The 21,988-nt window shown below is 71.7% G+C and carries 20 protein-coding genes; 8 read left to right on the forward strand and 12 right to left on the reverse strand.

Annotated elements, in window-relative coordinates; genetic code table 11:
• Window positions 1–165 precede the first annotated feature (165 nt).
• Complete coding sequence (locus BJY16_RS21580; RefSeq protein ID WP_185041395.1) at window positions 166–516, forward strand: SCO4225 family membrane protein; 351 nt, start codon at window positions 166–168, stop codon at window positions 514–516.
• Window positions 517–842: 326 nt separating this feature from the next.
• On the opposite strand, the gene BJY16_RS21585 is transcribed toward BJY16_RS21580, so the two are convergent.
• The gene (locus BJY16_RS21585) at window positions 843–1,316 is read right to left on the reverse strand and encodes a DUF4265 domain-containing protein (RefSeq protein WP_185041396.1); all 474 of its coding nucleotides are present in this window, start codon (window positions 1,314–1,316) and stop codon (window positions 843–845) included.
• Window positions 1,317–1,717: 401 nt separating this feature from the next.
• Window positions 1,718–2,818, reverse strand: coding sequence for an FAD-dependent monooxygenase (locus tag BJY16_RS21590; protein ID WP_185041397.1), 1,101 nt, complete (start codon window positions 2,816–2,818; stop codon window positions 1,718–1,720).
• 108 nt (window positions 2,819–2,926) lie between these two features.
• Here BJY16_RS21590 and BJY16_RS21595 point away from each other — a divergent pair, with 108 nt between their 5' ends.
• Window positions 2,927–3,526: a TetR/AcrR family transcriptional regulator gene (locus BJY16_RS21595; protein ID WP_239176709.1), complete on the forward strand. Its 600-nt coding sequence runs from the start codon at window positions 2,927–2,929 to the stop codon at window positions 3,524–3,526.
• A 278-nt stretch (window positions 3,527–3,804) separates the two neighbouring features.
• Here BJY16_RS21595 and BJY16_RS21600 read toward each other — a convergent pair whose 3' ends face one another.
• From BJY16_RS21600 to BJY16_RS21615, 4 genes are all read right to left on the reverse strand, one after another.
• Complete coding sequence (locus BJY16_RS21600; RefSeq protein ID WP_307835698.1) at window positions 3,805–4,611, reverse strand: GntR family transcriptional regulator; 807 nt, start codon at window positions 4,609–4,611, stop codon at window positions 3,805–3,807.
• Complete coding sequence (gene trpA, locus BJY16_RS21605; protein ID WP_185041400.1) at window positions 4,493–5,353, reverse strand: tryptophan synthase subunit alpha; 861 nt, start codon at window positions 5,351–5,353, stop codon at window positions 4,493–4,495. The genes BJY16_RS21600 and trpA overlap by 119 nt, the downstream gene beginning before the upstream one ends.
• Complete coding sequence (gene trpB / locus BJY16_RS21610; protein ID WP_203758833.1) at window positions 5,350–6,495, reverse strand: tryptophan synthase subunit beta; 1,146 nt, start codon at window positions 6,493–6,495, stop codon at window positions 5,350–5,352. Before trpB ends, trpA begins: the two co-directional genes overlap by 4 nt.
• 116 nt (window positions 6,496–6,611) lie before the next feature.
• Window positions 6,612–7,763 carry a LolA family protein gene (locus BJY16_RS21615; RefSeq protein ID WP_185046590.1) on the reverse strand — a complete coding sequence of 384 codons (1,152 nt, stop codon included), beginning with the start codon at window positions 7,761–7,763 and terminating at the stop codon, window positions 6,612–6,614.
• A 153-nt stretch (window positions 7,764–7,916) separates the two neighbouring features.
• On the opposite strand from BJY16_RS21615, the gene BJY16_RS21620 reads away from it, so the two are divergent.
• The 4 genes from BJY16_RS21620 (at window position 7,917) to BJY16_RS21635 (ending at window position 11,892) form a co-directional block, all read left to right on the forward strand.
• Entirely contained in the window at window positions 7,917–8,603 is a 687-nt protein-coding gene (locus BJY16_RS21620; protein WP_185041402.1) for a response regulator transcription factor, read from the forward strand.
• On the forward strand, window positions 8,604–10,028 hold the full coding sequence (locus tag BJY16_RS21625; RefSeq protein WP_185041403.1) for a sensor histidine kinase: 1,425 nt from the start codon (window positions 8,604–8,606) through the stop codon (window positions 10,026–10,028).
• A 106-nt stretch (window positions 10,029–10,134) separates the two neighbouring features.
• On the forward strand, window positions 10,135–10,872 hold the full coding sequence (locus BJY16_RS21630) for a YcnI family protein (RefSeq protein ID WP_185041404.1): 738 nt from the start codon (window positions 10,135–10,137) through the stop codon (window positions 10,870–10,872).
• 303 nt (window positions 10,873–11,175) lie between these two features.
• Window positions 11,176–11,892: a Pr6Pr family membrane protein gene (locus BJY16_RS21635; RefSeq protein WP_185041405.1), complete on the forward strand. Its 717-nt coding sequence runs from the start codon at window positions 11,176–11,178 to the stop codon at window positions 11,890–11,892.
• Window positions 11,893–11,928: 36 nt separating this feature from the next.
• Here BJY16_RS21635 and BJY16_RS21640 read toward each other — a convergent pair whose 3' ends face one another.
• Window positions 11,929–12,198: a DUF2277 domain-containing protein gene (locus tag BJY16_RS21640; RefSeq protein WP_185041406.1), complete on the reverse strand. Its 270-nt coding sequence runs from the start codon at window positions 12,196–12,198 to the stop codon at window positions 11,929–11,931.
• 123 nt (window positions 12,199–12,321) lie between these two features.
• On the opposite strand from BJY16_RS21640, the gene BJY16_RS21645 reads away from it, so the two are divergent.
• The gene (locus BJY16_RS21645; protein ID WP_185041407.1) at window positions 12,322–12,798 is read left to right on the forward strand and encodes a DnaJ family domain-containing protein; all 477 of its coding nucleotides are present in this window, start codon (window positions 12,322–12,324) and stop codon (window positions 12,796–12,798) included.
• Window positions 12,799–12,946: 148 nt separating this feature from the next.
• Here the strand turns inward: BJY16_RS21645 and BJY16_RS21650 are convergent, their stop codons facing one another.
• Together BJY16_RS21650 and BJY16_RS21655 are read right to left on the reverse strand one after the other, a co-directional pair.
• Window positions 12,947–14,575, reverse strand: coding sequence for a DUF6114 domain-containing protein (locus BJY16_RS21650; protein ID WP_185041408.1), 1,629 nt, complete (start codon window positions 14,573–14,575; stop codon window positions 12,947–12,949).
• Between the two features lie 81 nt (window positions 14,576–14,656).
• Window positions 14,657–15,292: a DUF6230 family protein gene (locus BJY16_RS21655; RefSeq protein ID WP_185041409.1), complete on the reverse strand. Its 636-nt coding sequence runs from the start codon at window positions 15,290–15,292 to the stop codon at window positions 14,657–14,659.
• A gap of 484 nt (window positions 15,293–15,776) precedes the next feature.
• On the opposite strand from BJY16_RS21655, the gene BJY16_RS21660 reads away from it, so the two are divergent.
• A complete protein-coding gene (locus tag BJY16_RS21660; protein ID WP_185041410.1) occupies window positions 15,777–17,699 on the forward strand; it encodes a sensor histidine kinase in 1,923 nt (640 codons plus the stop codon).
• Here BJY16_RS21660 and cydC read toward each other — a convergent pair.
• The 3 genes from cydC to cydB are packed head-to-tail and all read right to left on the reverse strand — an operon-like array spanning window position 17,688 to window position 21,981.
• Window positions 17,688–19,376 (reverse strand): thiol reductant ABC exporter subunit CydC, encoded by a 1,689-nt coding sequence (gene cydC, locus BJY16_RS21665; protein ID WP_185041411.1) that lies wholly within the window; start codon window positions 19,374–19,376, stop codon window positions 17,688–17,690. The two genes, BJY16_RS21660 and cydC, sit on opposite strands and share 12 nt — an antisense overlap.
• The gene (cydD, locus tag BJY16_RS21670; protein WP_185041412.1) at window positions 19,373–20,989 is read right to left on the reverse strand and encodes a thiol reductant ABC exporter subunit CydD; all 1,617 of its coding nucleotides are present in this window, start codon (window positions 20,987–20,989) and stop codon (window positions 19,373–19,375) included. Before cydD ends, cydC begins: the two co-directional genes overlap by 4 nt.
• Window positions 20,986–21,981 (reverse strand): cytochrome d ubiquinol oxidase subunit II, encoded by a 996-nt coding sequence (gene cydB / locus BJY16_RS21675; RefSeq protein WP_185041413.1) that lies wholly within the window; start codon window positions 21,979–21,981, stop codon window positions 20,986–20,988. The genes cydD and cydB overlap by 4 nt, the downstream gene beginning before the upstream one ends.
• Between the last annotated feature and the right edge of the window lie 7 nt (window positions 21,982–21,988).

A 21,988-nucleotide genomic window follows, 5' to 3' on the forward strand; every position in this document is an offset into this window, starting at 1 on the left:
GTCGACTTCGCGTCAGCCTCAGCTTGCGTCGACTTCGCGTCAGCGCCAGCCCCGCGTGTGCACCGGCCGACGGACAGCGGTGGGCCACTGCGGCCGCCGTCCGGTTGCCGTTGGGTGACCGAGCGATCATGGTGCTGACCTGGGGCGACGGCCATAATGGCGGCCATGAAGATCGCTCGTTGGTTCGTTGGAACCTGGGTTTCGCGGATCTATCTGGCGCTGGTCGCCGCGGTCACGGCCTACGTCGTGGTGTCCGAATCGATCCAGATGGCGCAGTCAGGTCCGACCGACAGCCAACCCGAGATCGTGCTGCTTCCCCTCTCCATGCCCGGGGTGATCCTGACCCTGCCGGTGATCAACACGATGCAGGAGCCCTGGTGGTTGTCCCTCACTCTCTGCGTAGCGGTAGGCGCCTTGATCAACGCGGCGGCGATCAACGGCGTAGCGGCGTTACTGCGGCGATCCCGCACACGCCGCGATGAGGTCAGCGGGCGAGCAGCCAAGGCGGCCGCCTAGTCGGCTTCGCCGGCGCAGCTCCTAGGTGAAGCCTGCCGGCGCTGGTCCAAGGCGAACATGCAGGCGCAACTCTAGGACGAGCATGCCTGCGGAGCTCCAAGACGAGCATGCCTGCGCTGAAAGCGCGTGCGCGCCAGCGTTTGCGGTCCCGTCGACCCGAAGGGATCGAAGCCCGACGACCTCGGCAAAGGGTCGACACGGCCGGCCTCACTGCCACCGCGTCGGCGGCTTGCCGTCCAGCCGCGCGAGTCCCTCCACCTCGGTGGGCTGTCGTCCGTTTCCGAGCCGGCCTGCTCGGATTCGGTGGGTTGTCGTTCGGTGCGGTATCAGTCCCACCAGTTCAGCGGCTTGCCGTCCGAGTCGTAGACATTGCCGTACTCCCAGTGGAAGCCTCGGGGACCGGTCCACTCGTCGATGGCCGCCTCGACCGCGTCGAAACCAGCGGCGGCCGGCACGGTGATCACGATGAAGCGGCGGTCCGGCGGCAGCTCCACGATGCCGCCCAGGTCGTCGAAGCTGTCCCGGAGCGGTGCCAGATCGTCCGGTCCGGGTGGGTCGCCGGGCACCACCAGCAGACAGATGTTGCCGCCGCGCTCGACAACCTCGAAGCCGCCGCCCGCTCGCAGCCGGATCCGGTCACCCGCCGCGATCCCCTCAACGAACGCCGGCGTGCCGAGCACGAGGTGCAGATCCGGCTCGATGGTCCGGGTCAGCACCGTCTCGTAGACAAGTTGGCCACCCGCCCCCAGCCCAGCCACCAGCCGGACGTGCGAGTGCCCCGCCAATTCCTCAACGGTCACGCCGGGCATTCTGGGTCATTTCGGTCACCAATACCCACACAACGCGCCGCAGTCTCGCATATCGTTGCCGACCCGCGATCTTCCCACCCGCCCTCCATCAGCGAACCCGCGGATGCCGCCGCATGGCCTGGCTGACTGCATTTCGCCCTCGCCGCTGGCCGCGGCGAGCCTCCGGTGGCAGGCAGGGTTTTGCGGCGTGGCCATGTCGCGACCGTTGGCAGCCTGCTGCCCGGGTCACGTCTCTCGCCGAAGCGCTGCCTTGCTGGTGGGGAGCCCGCCGGTCAGTGGAATGGGCTGGTGTGAGAGCGGGAGTGCCAGCGCGGCGACGAACCGGCGGGGACCCGTCCCCGGTGGCCGCGGAGCGACGGGACCCGGATGCTGCGGCGTACCGAACAGGGTCTTCATGCATGGCTGAGTACCCGGGCGACGGAGTTGCGGGTCGCCAGGGTGAGGCGATGGGCGGGAACCAGCAGGGTGGCGGCGAGGTGGACGCGACGCTGTTTCTGGGCGGTCAACTTGCGGTGGTTGGACTCATAACGCCGCAGGGCGGCCTGGGGGTCGCCGGGGGAGGCGGCGAGGGCGCTGGCCAACTGGTGGGCGCCGGCGATGGCCATCGTGGAACCGTCGCCGAAGAGCGAGACACAGGACGCGGCGTCGCCCAGCAGGACGATCCGGCCGCGGGACCAGGAGGCCAGACGGACGCGGGTGACCGCGTCGAAGTAGATGTCGTCGGCTTCCTGGAGGCGGTCGAGAAGTTCCGGTACGCGCCAGCCGATGCCCTGGTAGGCCCTCGTGATCACCTGCTTCTGCGCCGTGGAGTCGTGGCGGTCGACGCCGGTCAGCTCCGGGTGCCGGAAGATGAACGCGACACCTGCCTCGCCGCGTGCCGGATGCAGGCCGAGCAGGCGGCCCGGGACGTTGAGCAGCTCGACCTCGTCCGGGTTCGCCGGTGGGCCGCCGAACTGGACGGTCGCGACGTAGAGGCCGAGGTAGTCGGAGAACTCCCGCTCCGGGCCGAAAGCGATCCGGCGGACCGTGGAGTGCAGGCCGTCAGCGCCGATGACCAGGTCGAAACGGCGCGGGCCGGAGCGTTCGAAGGTGGCGTCGACGCCCTCCGGGTCCTGCTCCAGCCCGGTGATGGTGTCGTCGAGGATCAGCTCGGTGTCGTCCTCGGTGGCCGACCAGAGGACTCGGGCCAGGTCGCCGCGCATGACCTCGACGTCGCCGTCCTCGGAGCCCATCGGGAGGCGGGCGATCGGGCGGCCGGTGGGGTCCAGGATGCGCATGCCTTTCGCGTGGGTGGCGACGGCGCGCAGGCCGGGAAGGACGCCCATCTGCTCGGTGACCGGGAGAGCCGGGCCGCGCACGTCAACCGGGTTGCCGCTGGAACGGAGATCGCCGGATCGCTCGACGATGGTGGTCTCCCAGCCGTGCCGGGCCAGCCAGTAGGCGGCTGTCGTGCCGGCGATGCCGGCTCCGGAGATCAGTGCTGTGCGCTTCATGGTCGGTCCCTCTCTGAGGTGCCCGGTTCGGTCTCCACCGATAAAATCGCACTCAGTGCAGAAATGCAATGACTGCTGATTTGCAGCTGGTGCGATATGGTGCGAAGCGTGTCCCTCCGTGATCGCAAGCGCGCCCGGACCCGGCAGGCTCTCGTCGCCGCCGCTGCCGAGCTGTTCGAGTCCCGTGGCTATGACGCGACGACCATCGCGGACATCGCAGCGACGGCGGAGATCGGCACCCGGACGTTCTTCAGCTACTTCGCGAGCAAGGAAGATCTGCTCTTCCCGGATACCGACGGGCGGGTGCGGGCCGCGCTGGAGGCCATCGCCAGCCGCGGACCGGACGACGGGCCGGCCGAGGTGCTGTTGGAGGCGCTTCACCGGATCGGAGACGACAGCGATGATCTGACCGGCCGGGTCGCGGCTCTGCGCCTGCACATGATCCGGACGGTTCCCGCGGTCCGGGGGCGCGGTCTGCAGATCCAGATGGACACGCAGCGCGAGATCGCCCGCCACCTGGCAGCCGCCTTCCCCGACGAGATCGACGAGGTCGGTGCGGCAGCCCTGACCGGCGCTTTCGTCGGCGCGGTGACCGGCGCACTCCAGGTCCTGCTGGAGGACATGGAGCACCCCACCGACCCGACCACCGTCCAGCGGGCGGTCGAGGTGGCGGTGGAGGTGGCGCTGACCCCGTGGTTCCGCAAGTGACGCGGTGACCAGGCCGAGCCGACGATCGCGTGGCGGAGGACCCGTCGCCCGCGGTCCCATCGGCTCGCCGCTCGCCGCCCTATCGGCGTGCCGACTACCCGGCCTGCCAATCGTCCAACCTGCCAACTACCCGGCCTGCCGAACACCCGGCCTGCCGAACACCCGGCCTGCCGCTCTCGGCTCGCCGCTTGGCGTCTCGTCACCTACGGCCCTGCGGCGTGTAGGCCGCGGATGCGAGCAAGCGACCCGACAGGAGAGCGGCGCGATGCTGTGGCTGATCAGGTTGTCGGGCGACTCCAGTGGACGGACAGGCCGGAGGCGGCGCGTTCGGTGCGGATCTCCATGGCTGAGCCGAGCATGGTGGCACGGTCGACGACCAGCGCCGACCCGTCCAAGGCGTAGGTGACCCGCTCGGAGACCAGCACCGGCTCGCCGGCCGGTCGCCGGAGCAGGCCGGCCACCGGCTCGGCGAGCAGGCCGGGTCGCACCACCTCGGAGGCCCGGTGCACCAGGTGGCCATGATCGATCAGCGCGCCGTAGAGCGACGTGTCGCTCAAGTCCGCCGTGGCCAGGTCGGTGCCGCGCACCCAGGACATCTGGTGCACGGCCGGCCGCCCGGCGACCAGCCGCACCCGCTCCAGGCGCATCGCCGGCCCGTCCCCGAGCGCCGTGGCGGCCCAGTCCGGCGGGGCGCCGACGACTTGGTCCAGGATCTCCGTGGTCACGGTGTGACCCTGGGCCCGCAGATCGTCGGCGAACCCGTGCAGCGTGGTGAGCTGATATTTGGCCCGGGGGAACACGAACGTGCCCCGGCCGGGCTCCTGCGACAGCAGGCCCTCGTCCTCCAACTGCTTGAGGGCCTGCCGCAGCGTTGCCAGCGTCACCCCATAGCGCGTGCTCAGCTCTTTCTGCGGGGGCAGGGCGGCCCCGGGCGGCAACTCGCCGTCCCTGATCTTGCTGGTCAGGTCATCGGCGATGACCTGATATTTCGGCGTGCGCGGGGGCAGCGGGCACCTCCTGGTCGACCTGGTCGAGAGCGGCGCGGAACGCGGCGACCTCGGCTCGCAGGTCATCAGGTGACGCACCGTCCAGAACCCTACGCATCAGGGCGGCGCCGATCACCACCCCGTCCCCGGCGCGGGCGGCGGTGGCGGCCTGGGCGGGCGTGGAAATGCCGAACCCGAGCAGCACCGGCAGGTCGGTGACCGCCTTGAGCCGGGCGGCGAGCGGCGCCGCGGTCGTGGCCAGGGCATCGCGCTCGCCGGTGGTGTCCATGACGCTCACCGCGTAGATGAAGCCGCGGCTCCGCCGGCCGATCTCGGCGAGCCGATCGGGTGGCGTGACCGGCGCTGCCAGCAGCACCAGATCGATGCCGGCGGCCGCGGCGGCCGCCTCCAGACGGTCCACCTCGTCGAGCGGCACGTCGGGCACGATCAGGCCGGCGACCCCGGCGTCAGCGAGCCGTCGGCAGAAGGCTTCCGGACCGCCTTCCGTCAGCGTGCGATGGCCTCCTCGGCCGGCGTCTGTCGCGGCTGGGGCGGTGGCGAACGGGTCGCCTCGGAAGACCAGGTTGGCGTAGGTCATCGCGAACAGCGGGATGTGAATGCGATCCCGGGCCGCGGTCAGGTCGGTCAGGATGGACGCGACCGTGGCGCCGCGGCGCAGGGCCTGGTCGGACGCCTGCTGGATGGTGGTGCCGTCGAGCATGGGATCGGAGAACGGCAGCCCGATCTCCACGCCGTTGGCGCCCGCCTCCTGATAGGCCAGCAGGTAATCGATCCAGTCCGGGGTGATGCCGCCGGTGAGGTAAGGGTTGAGCCGCTTCACGCGACCTCACCCGCCAGCGTCGCCATGTCCTTGTCGCCGCGCCCGGAGAGGGTCAGCAGCACCGTCGAGCCGGTGGGCAGGTCGGGCGTGCCGGCCGCACGCAACACCCAGGCCACGGCGTGCGCCGACTCCAGCGCGCAGATGATCCCCTCGCTGCGGGCCAGCCGGCGCACCGCGTCGAGAACCTCGGTGTCGGTGACCGTCCGATACTCCGCGCGGCCGGTGGTGCCCAGATGCGCGTGCTCCGGGCCGACCCCGGGATAGTCCAGGCCGGCCGCGATCGACTCGGCCTCGAGCACCTGGCCGTCGGCGTCCTGCAGCACCAGTGAGCGGTAACCGTGCACCACCCCCGGCCTCCCGTTGGTCATCGCCGCGCCGCCGGCCGCCTCGACACCGATCAGGCGAGCCGGGGTGTCGACGAAACCGGCGAAGGTGCCGGCCGCGTTCGACCCGCCGCCGACGCAGGCCACCACGACGTCGGGAATCACCGGCGTCTGCGCCCGGGCCTCCTCGCCGATCACCCGCTGCAACTCCCGGACGAGCCATGGATAGGGGTGTGGGCCGCCCACCGAGCCGAGACAGAAGTGTGCCTCGTCAACTGCGGCCACCCAGGCCCGCATCGCCTCGTTGGTGGCGTCCTTCAGCGTGCGGCTGCCGCTGGTCACCGGGATGACCTCGGCCCCGAGCAGCTCCATCCGGAAGACGTTGAGCCGCTGGCGGGCGATGTCGCGCTCACCCATGTAGACGGTCGCCCGCATGCCGAACAGGGCGGCCGCGGTGGCCGTGGCGACGCCGTGCTGACCGGCGCCGGTCTCGGCGATCAGCCGGGTCTTGCCCATCCGCTGTGCCAGCAGCGCCTGACCGAGCACGTTGTTGATTTTGTGCGAGCCGGTGTGCGCCAGGTCCTCCCGCTTGAGCAGGAGGGTCACGCCGAGCTGGGCGGACAGTGTCTCCGCCGGGGTGAGCGCGGTGGGCCGGCCGGCGTAGTCCTGCCGCAGGCGGGCCAGGCGCTCGTGGAAGGCCGGGTCGGCCCAGGCGTCGCGGAACGCCGCCTCCAGGGCGGCGCAGGCCGGGACCAGGGACTCGGGCACATAGCGCCCGCCGAACTCGCCGAACCGGCCGGTCGCGGTGGGAACACTCATCGCTGCCACGTCGGGCACTGCTTGCTTCGCCATCTGCCGCTCCAAAGTTATAGAACTCTGCCGCCCAAGCATGCCATGCTGGGCGGCAGAGTTCTAGAACTATTTGGGAGAGGGGGTCAGGCGACCTTGTACAGCGCCTCCGGCGTCACCAGGCCGGCCAGCACCTGTCCGTCGTCGGTGATCAGCACGCTGAAGAGCGATCCGCTCAGCAGCCGTCCCTTGCCCCACGACCCGCTCACCTCGGGCAGCACGCCCAGCAACGCCTGGACCTGCTGGGCCTCCTCGCCCTTGCCCTGGCCGGCCTTGGTCAGCTCGGAGAGGGCGTCCTTCGGGACGGACGCGGAGATGATCGTGGTCCAGCCCTTGCCGATCACCTTCGGCTCGGCCTGCTTCGACCCGGCCGGCGCGGAGGCGTGCGGCACGGGCTTCTTCGCGCCGTTCGACGGGGCGAGGTCCTTCGCGCCCGCCTCGTCGATCTTCGCCCCCGGCGGCGGGTTGAAGGTGAACTGCTGCGCGTCCGGCACGGTGAAGCTGATCGTGTCGAAGGCGACCCGGACCGCCGGCTTCACCGCGTTCTTGGCGTACACCTCGACCCGCAGCGGGATGTGCTGCTCGGCGTCGATCGCCAGCCGCACCTGCCCGACCAGGGACTCGGTGTCCTTCGGGCTGAGCACCAGTTCGTACGCGTCGCGCCCGGCCACCTGCGCCGCGCCCGTCGTCTCCACCTTGGTGGTCGGGTCGATCGCGGCGAGCGCCGCGTCGGCAGCCTCCTGCGGCGTCGACGGCACCGCGCTGGGCAGTGACTGCTTGGCCTTGCCGGCGTCGGCGGGCAGCTTCAGGTGCGTGCCCGTGTTGTCCGAGCTGCTCCACTGCCACACGTCCGACCCGTTGCGGATCACGTCGGTCTCACCCTGCGTCCCCTGCAGGGCGACCCGCACCTTGTCCTCCCCCGCGTACCAGACGCGGGCGGTGTTGCTTCCGGCGATCAGGCTGGTCAGGCCGTTGCCTCCGCCGGCGCCGCCGAGGCTGCTGGCCAGTCCGGCGATCCCGGGCAGCCCGAGGTCGGCGCTCTGCACCACGGTGCCGGAGAGGCCGGCCGGGTTGGCGCCCTGCAGGTCCACCAGCAACTGGGCCGCGCTGCGGTCCGGCAGCGACGGGTCAGCGCTGGCCACGATCGTGCCGGCCGCCGCGCCGCCCCCGATGACGACGAGCGCGGTGGCCCCCGGCACCAGCCAGCGAAGCGCCGGCCTGGATTTCCACACGGACACGATGTCCACCTCCCGTTGGTATGCAGCAATCGTGCTTCGGCACCGCTGTGACCAGGCTGAGAGGGACCCGTAGGGGCCGGGCTCTAGGGGGCCGGGCTGTGAGGTGACTGAGAGCCGATGTACGCGCTGGAGGAGGCATGCCAAGGTGGGTCCGTGCGGTTGCTGGTGGTGGAGGACGAGGAACGGCTGGCCGCCGCGCTGCGTCGCGGCCTGCAGGCCGAGGGGTTCGCGGTCGACGTGGCCCACGACGGCCAGGACGGCCTGGAGATGGCCCGGCACGGTGGGTATGACGCGATGATTCTCGACGTCATGCTGCCGCGGCTCTCCGGATATCGAGTGGTGCGGCAGTTGCGCGCCGAGCGGCATTGGCTGCCGGTGCTCATGCTCTCCGCCAAGGACGGCGAATATGACCAGGCCGATGGCCTGGACTGCGGCGCCGACGACTATTTGACCAAACCTTTTTCGTACGTCGTTCTGCTCGCCCGGCTGCGCGCCCTCTTGCGCCGTGGTACCCAGGCACGTCCCGTGGTGCTCGCGTGCGGTGACGTCGAGCTCGATCCGGCCGAGAAACGCGTGCTGGTCGGCGGGACCGAGGTGACCCTGACAACGCGCGAGTTCGCCCTGCTGGAGTACCTGATCCGCCGCCCCGGCGAGGTGGTCTCGAAAACCGAGCTGCTCGACCACGTCTGGGACGCCGCCCTGGACACCGCGCCGAACGCGGTCGAGGTGTACATCGGTTACCTGCGCCGGAAGATCGGCCGGGAGCGGTTGGAGACGGTCCGGGGCGCCGGCTACCGGCTGGTCGCCGCGGACCGGACCGCCGGGGTCCCGGGGGACTAGATGCGACGGCGGCTTCAGGAGCTCAGCCTTAGGGCCCGGCTGCTGCTGATCTCAGCGGCGGCGCTGGCGTTCGGCCTGGCCGCCGGCGGGGTGCTGCTGGTCACCGCGCTGACCTTCGTGCAGGGGCGAGCGGTGCAGTCCGAGGTGCTGGAGACGGCCGACGGCGTGGCGCGGATGGTCAACGGGGGACAGCTGCCCGAGCGGATCAACGCCCCGCCGCAGATCCAGGTGCAGGTGATCGACGAGCAGGAGCGGGTGCTGGCGGTCTCGGCGACCGCCGACCGGATGCGGTCGATCCTGTATGAGGACGAACTGCGGGACCTTCCCGACCGGGAGGGCAAGGACATCCCGGGCACCCGGATCGGTCTGGACGGGACGGTGCGGGTCATCAAGGTGACCGCGGGGAAGCCGACGCATCCGCTGCGCATCCTGGTGGCCCGGTCCAACAGCCAGCTCACCCAGACCGGGCATCTGCTGCGTGTCACCCTGCTGATCGCCTTCCCGCTGCTGGTGGTGCTGCTGGCAGCCGGGCTGTGGCGGGCGCTGGGCGCGGCGCTGCGGCCGGTCGACGCGCTACGCGCCGGGGCCGAGGAGATCACCGGCGGGACCCGGGCCGGGCGGCTGCCGGTGCCGGACTCGCGGGACGAGATCGGCCGGTTGGCGATCACCCTCAACGACATGCTGCACCGCCTGGACACCGCGCGGGCGCGGCAGCGGGCGTTCGTCGCGGACGCGGCGCACGAGTTGCGCAGCCCGCTCACCAACATGCGCACCGAGCTGGAGGTGGCGCAGCGGCTGCCGGACGACACCGACTGGCCGGCCCTCACCGACGACCTGCTCGCCGACGTGCAGCGGCTGTCGCGGCTGGTGGACGACCTGCTGTTGCTGGCTCGGGCGGACGACGGGGCGGGCCGGGCGGTCGCCGGGCGGCGACCCGAGGAGATCGATCTCGGACAGCTGGTCGGGGAGGTGGCGGCGCGCTACCCCGAGGTGGTGCACGAGGACAGCGGTGAGCCACTGACCCTGACCGCCGAGCCCGACGCGCTCGCCCGGGTGGTGGCGAACCTGCTGGACAACGCCTGCCGGCACCGGCGTTCGGCGGTGACGGTGCGCACCGCGGCGGACGGCGCGGACCTGCTGATCGTGGTCACCGACGACGGGCCGGGGATCCCGGCGGCCGACCGGGAGCGGGTGTTCGACCGGTTCACCAGGCTGGACGATGCTCGGGCGCGGGACGCCGGTGGGTCCGGGCTGGGGCTGGCCATCGTGCGGGAGCTGGTTCGCCGGCACGGTGGTTCGGTCACGCTGGGCGACGCGGAGCCGGGATTGCGAGTCGTGGTGCGCCTGCCCCGGCCTGCGGAGAACGCACCACCTGCCACGGACGCCCCGGCGAAGGCAACGGCAGAGGTGATCACCAACGGGTGAGGTGTGCGGAAAAACGCCGGCGAGGGTGGGAACTTTCCGCATCATCGGGCCGACCAAGGAGCGTGCCCGGCAGCGGGCGACGATACGACGGAAGGTTCCCCCAACAATGTCGCTGCTCAAGCGTTCCGCAGTGGTGGCCGCCGCGGCCGGCTTGCTGACCCTGGCGCTGGCCGGTCCGGCTTCGGCGCACGTGACGGTCAACCCGAACACGGCCACCGCCGGCGGGTACGCGAAGGTGTCCTTCCGCGTGCCGAACGAGTCGGACACCGCCTCCACCGTCAAGCTCGAGGTGAACCTTCCCGCCGACCAGCCGATCGCGTCAGTCTCGGTGAAGCCGGTGCCGGGCTGGACCGCGGTCGCCGTGAAGAGCAAGCTGGCCACCCCGATCAAGGCGCACGACACCGAGATCACCGAGGCGGTCTCCAAGATCACTTGGACCGCGGCCAAGGGCTCGGAGATCAAGCCGGGGCAGTTCCAGGAGTTCGACGTGTCGATGGGCGCGTTGCCGCAGTCCGGGCAGCTGGTGTTCAAGGCGCTGCAGACCTACTCGGACGGCAACGTGGTGCGCTGGATCGACGAGCCGGCCACCGACGGCACCGAGCCGGAGCAGCCGGCGCCGGTGTTGAAGATCGTCCCGGCCGCGAACGGTGGGGCAGCGTCGTCGGCGGGCGCGGTGGCGCCGGTCGCGGAGGATTCCGACGACGACGACTCGGACGGCGGCAACGGCCTCGCGCTGGCCGGGCTCATCGCCGGGCTGCTCGCGTTGGTGCTGGGCGGTCTGGCGTACGCGAAGGCCAGCCGCAAGCCGGACGCGACCGCGCCCGGCAAGCCCGCCGCGAGCTGAAGCAAACCAGCCGGGTCCGAGGCGACCGTGCCGGGCGAGCCTGCCGCGAGCTGAAGCGACCTGCCAAGTTCTGCAGCGACTGCGCCGGGCGAGCCTGCCGCGAGCTGAAGCGACCTGCCGGGTCTGAGGCGATTGCGCCGGGCGAGTCGGCGGCGGGCTGAGCGGGAGCGGGCGTGGCTGTGGCGATTCTTGTCGGTCACTGGGGGCGGGTCTGGGGATTCCCGGGCCCGCGCGGCCGGTGGCCTGCGTTAGGCTGCCGCGGAAGATCATCATGGGCGGTCGACGACGGTGCCGGGAGAGAACATGAAGTCGCGCATCTGGCACGGCACGCTGGCGTTGATCGTTCTTGCGTCGCTGCTCACGCAGATCGTGCTGACGGCCACGGACAGTGCGCCGCACGCCGGGCCGCCGGTGGACGAGAGCGCGGCGACGCGGTTCGTGCGGCTGTTCAGTTACTTCACGATTCAGAGCAACCTGCTGGTGCTGATCGCCGCGGTGGGGCTCGCCCGGGACCCGGGGCGGGACGGGCGGATCTGGCGGGTGATCCGGCTCGACGCGCTGCTCGGCATCGTGATCACCGGGATCGTCTACAGCACGATTCTGGCCGGGCAGGTGGAGCTGCACGGCGCGGCGTACCTCGCCAATCTCGGCTTCCACTACCTCTCGCCGTGGGTGGCGCTGCTCGGCTGGCTGCTCTTCGGCCCGCGGCCGCGGATCGACGCGCGCACCCTAGCTTGGGCGGCGGTCTGGCCGGCGCTGTGGATCGGGTACACGCTGGCGCACGGTGCGGTCACCGACTGGTACCCCTACCCGTTCACCGACGTCACGACCCTCGGCTACGGCCAGGTGCTGATCAACCTGTCGATGGTGGTGCTGATCGCGATGCTGCTCGGCACCCTGCTGCGGGTGCTCGACCCGCGGCTGCGCCCCGGCACGCCGGCGGTCCAGGACGACGCCGCGCCGGTCAGCCTGCCGCGGCAGCGAGAGGCCGCCGACCGCGGCGTCGATCAGGAAGCCTGACCGAGCCCAGACCGCCAGAGCCCCGGCCGGGGAAGGTCAGGAGGCGTAGCGTTTTTCGGCTCGGGCCCGGGCCTTTGCCGCCTCCACCTCGCGGTCCTTGGGCGGGGCCGTGGTGACCAGGCCGTCCAGGAGCTCCTGGGTGGCGGCGGCGATCGCGGCGACCGCCCGGTCGAAGACGGCCTGGTTCGCCTGGGAGGGGCGGGTCGCTCCGGCGACCTTCCGGACATACTGCAGCGCCGCGGCGTGTACCTCGTCCGGGGTGGCGGGCGGCTCGAAGTTGTGCAGCTGGTGGATGTTGCGGCACACGGGCGTCTCCCTCAGCGGTGTCGGTACGTCCCTGTGAATCTATGTGACGTCCGGGGATGTCGTGGGGCGGGCAGGGGACCGCGGACCCGGCCGGACGCGTGGCTTCGGAATTAGGCTGGTGAGATGGACGCATACTGGTACGAGTCGTCGATCGACCGGCAGTTGCGGGACGCCACGGAGCGCGGTGAGTTCGAGAATCTGCCCGGCGCCGGCAAGCCGCTCTCCGGCTACGGCGAGGAGTACGACGAGGACTGGTGGGTCAAGGACTGGCTGCGGCGGGAGGGCGCGACCGCCGGGGTGATCCCGCCGACGCTGGCGGTGCGCCAGGCCGTCGAGGACCTGGAGACGGCGGTCGACCGGCTGCATACCGAGCGTGCGGTGCGTGAGCACGTGGCCGCGCTGAACGCGCGGATCGACAAGGCCCGGTGGGGGCATCTGGACGGGCCGCCGGTGATCGTGCGCCGCTTGGCGGCGGATGCGGTGGTGGCGGCCTGGGCCGCTCGTGCGGCCGCTGTTCGGGACGCGGAGGTCGTCGTGCAGGTCGAGGCCCCGGCTACCCCGCGAAGCCGCCTTGCCCGCCTGCTCGGACGAACCGCCTGAGGAGAACGCGGCTCAGGCGGCACCCTTGGGGAGAACGTCAGCTCAAGCGACACGCCTGGGAGAACGTCGGCTCAAGCGGCACACCTGGGGAGAACGCGGAACGGCCCGGCTGAGAGCAGCCGGGCCGTTCGGTGAGCTAGCGGGGGGATCAGCTCTCGGTGATGGTGATCGGGTCCGCGGTCAGGGTGTCGCAGCTGACGAAGGCCAGGTCGATCGTCACGTTGGTGAACCAGAGGAACGGCAGGGTCAGCGGCGGCGGCTGCTCCGGCGTGAAGGTGATCGGGATCAGGCCGAACAGGTTGCCGGTCATCTTCGGGGTGTAGAACTTGACGTTGCCCTCGGTGACCAGCTTCTTGCTCTTGATCGTGGTGGTCGCGTTGCCCGGCTCGTCGATCACCAGGCTGAACGGCTCGTTGACCGCCTTGGTCATGTTGAGCTGCAGCGCCTTGATCGTGCCGTTCGCGGTGGGCACGTCGGCGACGCCCTCGTAGGTCGAGTTGTAGAGGCTCAGCGAGCTGACCTTCATGACGCCCGGCTTGATCGCCGACCGCGGGATGCCACCGTCGTCGGCGACCTTGTTCTCCTGGCGGGCACCGAGGCAGGGGATCACGTCCGGGTCGGTGCTGGTGCTGACGCTCGCGGAGGGGCTGGTGGTCTGCACCGGGCCGCTGGTCGCGGTGGTGGCGCCGTCGCCGGCCGGGGTGGTGGTGGCCGCGCCGGTCGGCTCGGTGGTCGGCTTCGCCGTCTCGGTCGCCGACGCCGTCGGCGACGCGCTCGGCGAGGACGACTCCTCGTCGCCGCCGATGCCGAGCAGGTTGCCCACGCCGTCGACCACGTCGGAGATGCCGTCAAGGATCGGGTTGCCGTCCTCCTGGGCGGTGGCGGAGGCCGAGGCGGAAGCGGAGGCGGTGCTGGTGGCCTTGCCCGAGTCGGCCGGCGCGGTGGTGGTCTTCTTCGGGTCCGGCTTGCCGGTGTCCTTCGGCTCGCCGGCCTTCTTCTCGGACGTCTTGGCCGCCGACGAGGTGGAGGCCGACGGCGAGACCGAGGTGCTGATCGAGGGCAGGCCCTCGGGGCAGTCGTCGGCGCTGGCCGGGATGCGGCTGCCGATCAGCACCGTGGCGCCCACGAAGGCGGGCACCACGATGATCGCGAGAGCCTTGCGGTTCAGGCCGCGGCGCGGACCGGGCAGATCGCCGCGTGGCTGATCAAAACCGGGCAGGATGCTCGGGTCGCTCTGCGCCGGACGGACCGGGGCGGTCTCGTGCGGGCGGTCGTCGTGACCGGCGATCTGGATCGCCTCGGTGTTCTCGCCCGGGCCGCCGTGGTGCCGCGGGGTGTCGGACGGGCCCTGCGCGTGGTTGTCCGGGCCGATCCCGTCGACCGGACCCTGCCGCGGGATCTCCGGCTGGGTGGGGCGCGGCGTCCAGGCCACCGACAGCGCGCCGCCGATGATGCCGAACAGCATGCCCAGGACCCAGCCGCCGAAGTTCAGGCCGATGAACGAGTAGAGCGCGGTGAGCAGGCCGACGATGCCGTAGAACATCCGCTGCGCCGGGGTGAACCAGACCAGGACGCCGCAGAGCAGCATCAGGGCGGGCAGCACGTAGGACAGGAAGCCCTGCGGCCCGATGTGAATCTCGACCTTCATCTCGGTGAAGACCGAAAGGTTGGAGCTCAGGAGCAGGAACAGCCCAGACAGCACTAGGAACAAGCCGCCCCAGAACGGCCGGCTCCGCCGCCACCGGCGGAACTTGCTCCCGAATTCGTCCGTCGCCACTCGTCCTCCAGCGTTTCTCTTACAGGCTCACAAAGGGATGGGGCTCGCGGAGTGCTGCTCCACGAGCCCCGGAAATCTAGATCAGAAACACTCGTTGCCGGAACCGACGAGCAGCTTGAGGCTCATGCCCTTGAGCTTGAAGCTGGAGGCGGTGGTCAGGTACGCCTTCTGCTTCAGGTTGTCGATGCTGACCTTGCTGGCCTGCTGGCCGAAGCCGCCCTTCTCGCCGTGCTCGGCCTGGCCGTCAGCGTCGAGGGTGGAGGCGTCCACACCGATCTGGATGTTCTTGAACGTGGCGTCACCGCCGAGCTCCGACATACCGATCAGCAGGTCGTCGGCCTGGACCGCGTTCGCCGCCGAGCCGCTCGGGTCCGACGCGTTGAACTTCGCGGTGGTGGCGGCCGTGATCTTCAGGGTGATCGGACCGGCGTTGACCGACTGGCACAGGTTGTACAGGTCGGCGTGGTTGATACCGGACATGGCGGCCGGAATCGAGTTGTTGTTCAAGCCCTTGCTGTACTGCGTGAAGCCGGTGCCCTCGAGGTGGTCGGCCGTCAGCTTGAACTGCGTGCCCGAGACCGTGATGTTCGCGGCCAGGGCACCCTGCGCGAGGGCGACGACGAGACCGGTGGCCACGGCGGTGGGCACGCCCACGGCCACCGCGAACCGGCGCCAGTTGGTGCGTCCAGCGGCCGGAACGCTCTGCGAATCCTCCACGGATCCTCCTATTGAAGAGATGACGGCTGTTCAAACCACACCGCCAATGGCTCGCATCGACGGGCGACACTGGTGCCAACCGTCGACAGTGAGGCAAGTCGATGCCGTCGTCGTAACGTTCGGGAAATGTTGCCGCCCCTGCACGGTGACTACAAGGGCCAGGGCTACTAGTCAGTAACCCACATCACTTGATCTTGATTACGCACCGTGATGTTGCTGTCCGCCGTGTCCGAAATTCCGACAACAAACCGGACAACCAGCCGTTATTGAAGGTCGTGACGGTAACCACAGGTGACACCTCATCGTCGGTCACGGATCGGTAACGAAATCCAGACAACTCTCAGCAACCGGTTTCTCGGGCCGCTACGCCGATGCGTCTCGCCGTTCGGCCGATGTTGATCTCCCCTGAATGGCCGGGCTGCCTCATGTCCGGCCCGGCCCCTGCCGATGTGAGGAACATGATCGCCTCAGAGGAGCGCGGCCGGTGAGGCTGCAGCGCCGGCTCAACCTGGGCTTCGCCGCCCTGTTGGTGCTGTTCACGGCGTTCCTTGTGGTGCAGTTCGGCGTCGGTTCGCGACTGCGCGAGGAGCACGACCGGCGCTCGGCGCGGATCGACGCCGCTCGCGAGGCGAACCGGCTCGCGCTGCAACGGATGACCGATGCCGAGACCGGGGTGCGCGGCTTCCAGCTCACCGGCGAGCGGCTCTTCCTGGAGCCCTACCGCAACGGCCGGGGCGCCGGGCTCGCCGCGCTGGCCCGGGCCGCCGCGCAGAGCCGTGACGTCTCGGCCCGCAAACTGATCGAGGCCGAGCGGCAGGCCGCCAACGACTGGCTCGTCCAGTACGCCGACCGCGCCGCCAGCGGGGCCGACCGCGACAACGTCCTGGGCAAGCAACTCTTCGACCGGCTCCGCGCGGTCAACGCCGCCGCCGACGACGCGCTCGGCGCCGAGTTTCGCGCCGAGCACGCGGCCGCCGCGCGCGACGAACGACTCCTCGCGGCCGTCTCCGGCGTCCTGGTGCTGGCCGTCCTGGTGGCCGGCTATCTGCTGGCCCGGGTCAGCCGCCGGCAGCTGCTGGTCCCGCTCGCCCGGGTCGGCGAGACGATCCGGCGGCAGGCGGCCGGCGACCGGTCGGCCCGCGCGGAGGCGGGTGGCGCGGCTGAACTGAGTACCGTGATCGAGGCGCTCAACGACCTGTCCGCGCAGACCGAGCAGCTGCTCGCAGCCGAGCAGGCCCGGACCGCTCGCGCCTGGCTGTGCCAGGCGGTCGCCGCCGAGCTGCAGCAGGAGGGCGACGACCCGCTGGTGGTCGGCACCCGGGTGGTCGCCCGGATCGGCGGCGCGCTCGGCGCTGACGCGGTGTACGGCAGCCTATTCGTGCCGGGCACCGGTCAGATCTCGGTGCGCTGGCCGGACACCGCCCCGGAGCTGCCCGCGGCGGCCGCGGCCGAGCTGCGCGCGGTGCCGCCCGGCGGCCCGGTGCCGTGCGCCGGTGGCCTGGCCGTGGCGATGGGCGGCGACGCCGAGTGCCCCGGCGGCCAGCTGCTGGTGATCCGGGAGTTCCTGCCGGCCTTCACCGAGCCGGAGCACCGGCTGCTGACCAGCGTGGGCCGGGAGATCGAGCGGGCGCTGCGCCAGCTCAGCATCCGGGTGCATCAGGACCTGCTGATCAGCGAGCTGCGGATGCTCGACCAGCGCAAGGACGTCTTCATCCAGACCGTCACGCACGAGCTGCGGACGCCGCTGACCAGCATCCTCGGGTACGCCGAGATGATCGCCGACGAGGAGGACGAGCTGAACCCGATGCAGCGCCGGTCGGTCAACGCCATCCTGCGCAACGGTCACCGGCTCCAGGACACCATCGGCGACCTGCTGCTGCTCGACCGGCCGGACGACGGGGCGGGCGCGGCCGCCGAGCCGCTCGACGTGGCCACCCTGGCCACCGTGGTGCACGCCGAGCTGGACGCGGCGGCGCGGGCCAAGAATCTGACGGTCAGCTTCGACGCCGGGCCGGCCTGGGTGCGCGGCGACCAGACCCAGCTGCGCCGGGCGCTGCGCAAGCTGATGGAGAACGCGATCAAGTTCACCCCGGCCGGCGGCAGCGTGACCTGGCAGTGCGGCGCTGACGAGCGGACCGTCACGGTCGCCGTCACGGACACCGGCATCGGCATCCCGGCCGAGGACGTGTCCGGCCTGTTCACCCCGTTCCACCGGGCCGGCAACGCGATGGACCAGGCGGTGCAGGGCCCCGGCCTGGGCCTGGCGATCGTCCGGGACATCGTCCGCGACCACGGCGGCAGCATCGCCGTGCAGTCGGTGGTCGGCCGGGGCAGCACCTTCACGATCACCCTGCCGGCGGTCCCGGCGCCCGTCCCGGTCCCGGTTCCGGCCTCCTCACCGGCCTGATCGGAGAGCGGGCCGGCCGGCCTGACCGGCCGCCGAGGGCAGCTTGACCTCCCGCAGACCGGCCAGTTCGGCGGTGCGGTGGGTGATCAGCAGGACGGTCCGGTCGCCGGCCGCCGTGAGCAGATCACGGATCAGGGCCCGGGCCGTGGCGTCGTCCAGGTGCTCGCCCGGCTCGTCGAGGATCAGCACCCGGGCCCCGGTGAGCAGCAGCCGGGCCAGCGCGAGCCGCCGCCGCTGCCCGCCGGAGAGCGCCATGCCGTGCTCGCCGACCAGCGTCTGCAGCCCGTCCGGCAGCGACGCGGCCCAGTCCCGGAGCCGGGCCTGGCCGAGCGCGTCCAGCAGTTCCGCGTCGGTGGCGGCCGGCCGGCCGATCCGCAGGTTGGCGGCGATCGTGGTGTCGAACAGGTAGGCGTCCTCTGGCAGGTAGCCGACGACCTCGCGGACCCGGTCGCCCGGAATGTCGCGCAGATCCACCCCGTCCAGGGTGACCCGTCCGGCCACCGGGTCCAGGAAGCGCACCAGCAGCGCGGCCACCGTGCTCTTGCCCGCGCCGCTCGGCCCGGTCAGCGCCACCCGGGCGCCCGGCGGCAATACAAGATCCACATCGCGGACCGCGACCCGGTCGGGCGTCCAGGCCGCCGTGACGCGTTCCAGGCGCAATTCCGGGACTCGGTTACCGGTGGGGCGCGCCGCGGCCGTAGCGGGGCTCTCAGGGCCGCTACGCAACGGTTCCGGCGCGGCGCTGATCTCGGCGAGGCGGCACAGCGAGGCGCGCGCCGTGGCGTACCGCTGGGCGGCGGCCGGCAGCGGCGCGGCGATCTCGAAGACGGCGAGCGGGGTGAGCACCACCAAGGCCAGCAACTCGCCGGGCAGGTCACCGGCGCGGACCGCGGCGGCGCCGGCGAGCAGGCCGGCCAGCACGGCCGCGCCGGTGGCCAGCGTGGTGACCGCGGCGCCCAGGCCGGCGGTCGCCGCCGAGCGACGCGACGCCGAGGTCAGCCGGGCGTCCAGGTCCGCGAGCCGGTCCCGCAGGACGTCGATCCGCTGGTACGCCAGCAGGTCGGGCAGCCCGTGCACCAGGTCCACCACCGCGGTGGCCAGGCCGGCCCGCAGCGGAGCGAGAGCCCCGTCGGCCCGGCGCGCGGCGACCCGCTGCAGCAGCGGCACCGCCACCCCGGTGACCAGCAGCGCCACCGCCAGCGCCAGCCCGGCGACCGGCACCAGCGCGCCGATCACCAGCACCGAGGCGAGCCCGGTCGCCGCGGCCACGGCGTACGGCAGCAGCACCCGGGTGACCAGGTCGAGCACCGCGTCCACGTCGGCGGCGAGGCGCTGGGCCAGGTCGGCGCGGCGGAAGCCGGCCAGCCCGGCCGGGGCGAGCACCTCGAGCCGGCGGTAGAGGGCGATCCGTACCCCGGCCAGGACCCGGAACGCGGCGTCGTGCCCGATCAGCCGTTCCAGGTAGCGCAGCACGCCCCGGCCCAGACCGCAGGCGCGGACCGCGACGATGGCGACCATCAGGTGCAGGATCGGCGGGTGCAGCGCGGCCCGGGAGATCAGCCAGGCGGACACCGCGGTGAGGGCGACCGCGGCGCCGGCCGCTCCGGTTCCGGCCAGCACGGCCAGCGACAGCCGGCCCCAGGCCGGGCGCAGCACCCGGAGAGTGGAGGTCGTCATGCCGGCTCCAGAACGGTGGCGCCGGTCGTCCCGACCTCGATCACCCGGTCGGCCAGGCTGACCAGTTCCGGTCGGTGGGCGGCGATCAGCACGGTCCGGCCGCGGGCCAGCTCACGGATCGCGGCCATCACCCCGGCCGCGGTCGTCTCGTCCAGGTTGGCGGTCGGCTCGTCGAGCAGCACGATCGGGGCGTCTCGCAGGAAGGCCCGGGCGAGCGCCACGCGCTGGCGCTGCCCGGCCGACAGCCCGGTCCCGGCGTCGCCGAGCAGCGTGTCGTAGCCGTCCGGCAGACCCGCGACGAACCCGGCGACGCCGGCGGCCTCGGCCGCCGCCTCCGGCCGGCCGGAACCGAAGGTGATGTTGTCGCGCACCGTGGCGGCGAACAGGTGCGGCCGCTGCGGCACCCAGGCGAGCCGGCTCCGCCACGCGTCCAGGTCCAGGTCGGTGAGCGGGATGCCGCCGACGGTGACCCGGCCGGCGGTGGGTGTGGCGAAGCCGAGCAGCACGGCGAGGGCGGTCGACTTGCCGCAGCCGGACGGCCCGGTCAGCGCCACCACCTCGCCGGGCGCGACGGTCGCGGTGAGCCGGAGGGCTGGTTCGGCGCGTCCGGGGAAGCGGACTTCGACGTCGTCGAAGACGATCGGTCCGGAGACCGGCGTCCGGGTCCCGCGCGCCGGCTCCGGGCTCTCCAGGATGGTGAAGACCTCCTCGGCGGCGGCCAGCCCCTCGGCGCTGGCGTGGTAGTTCGCGCCCACCTCACGCAGCGGGCGGTACGCCTCCGGCGCCAGGATCAGCACCAGCAGCGCGGTGGTCAGGTCCAGTTCCCCGGCCACCAGCCGCAGCCCGATGCCGACGGCGACCAGGGCCACCGACAGGGTGGCCAGCAGTTCCAGGACCAGCGAGGAGAGGAAGGCGGTGCGCAGCGTACGCATGGTGTGCCGGCGCTGCTCGGCGCTGATCCGGGCGATGATGCCGGCCTGGGCGCGGGCTCGGCCGAGCAGTTTCAGCGTGGGCAGGCCGGCCACCACGTCGAGGAAGTGGTGGGACAGCCGGGACAGCAGCCGGAACTGGCGGCGGTTCTGCGCCTCGGTGTGCATCCCGACCAGCGCCATGAAGACCGGGATCAGCGGCAGGGTGACCATGATCGTGATGGTCGCGGTCAGGTCCGCGGGCAGCAGCCGGGCCAGCACGATGCCCGGCACGAGCACCGCCAGGACCAGCTGTGGCAGGTACCGGGCGAGATAGCCGTCGAGCGCGTCCAGGCCGTGGGTGACCAGGGTGGCGACCTCACCGGCCGGGCGGCGCCGGGCCGGGCCGAGGGCGATCAGGTGGTCCAGCAGCTGACCGCGCAGCTCGCTCTTGACCGCGGCGGCCGACCGGGCGGCGGCCAGCTCCTGGAGCCAGGACACCGCGGCGCGGGCGGCCAGGACCACGGCCAGCAGCGCCCAGGACGGGTGCCGGTGGCCGAGGAAGACCGCGGTGATCGCCTGGGCCAGCAGGGTGGCCTGGGCGACCAGGAGCACGGCGTGGACGACGCCGAGCGCGACGGTGGCCGCCAGGTACGCACGGGTGCTCCGGGCGTACGAAAGCAGTCGTGGATCCAAGGGTTTCATCCGGGGATGTCGCTGAGCTTGAGGCGCTTGCGGAACACCCAGTAGGTCCAGCCCTGGTAGAGCAGGACGAGCGGGGTGAAGAAGACCGCCACCCAGGTCATCACCCGGAGCGTGTACGGCGTCGAGGAGGCGTTGTGCACGGTGAGGCTGTGGGCCGGGTCGAGGGTGGACGGCATGACGTCCGGGAACAGCGTCACGAACAGCGCCGCGACGGCGAGCAGCAGGGTGGCGCCGGTGGCGGCGAAGGCCCAGCCCTCCCGCCGCGCCCGGGTCAGCGGGATCGCGCTGACCAGAGCGATCGCGGCGGCCGCGGAGAGGGTGACACCCCAGCCGTCGGTGTGGGTGATCCCGGTCCAGATCAGGAAACCGGCGGCGACCGGCACCGCGACCAGGGCCAGCGTCTCGGCGATCCGGCCGGCCTGGACGCGCATCGGGCCGTCCGTCTTGAGCGCCAGGAACACCGCGCCGTGCAGGGTGAACAGCGCCAGCGTGGTCAGTCCGCCGAGCAGCGCGTAGGGGTTGAGCAGGCCGATGAAGCCACCGGCGTACTCGTGCTGGGCGTCGATCGGCACGCCGCGCAGGATGTTGCCGAAGGCGACACCCCAGAGGATCGCCGGGACCAGGCTGCCCACGAAGATCGCGAGGTCCCAGCGCTTGCGCCACGCGACGCCGTCCCGCTTGCCGCGGTACTCGAAGGCCACCCCGCGCACGATCAGCGCGACCAGGATCAGCAGCAGCGGCAGGAAGAAGCCGCTGAACAGGGTGGCGTACCACTCCGGGAAGGCGGCGAAGGTGGCGCCGCCGGCGACCAGCAGCCACACCTCGTTGCCGTCCCAGACCGGGCCGATCGTGTTGATCGCCAGGCGGCGGGAGCGTTCATCGGTGCCGACGAAGGGCAGCAGGATGCCGACGCCGAAGTCGAAACCCTCGAGCAGGAAGTAGCCGGCCCAGAGCACAGCGATCAGGGCGAACCAGACAGTGGTGAGTTCCATGGGTGCG

This window comes from Actinoplanes octamycinicus, assembly GCF_014205225.1.
In the GTDB taxonomy this organism is placed as follows: domain Bacteria; phylum Actinomycetota; class Actinomycetes; order Mycobacteriales; family Micromonosporaceae; genus Actinoplanes; species Actinoplanes octamycinicus.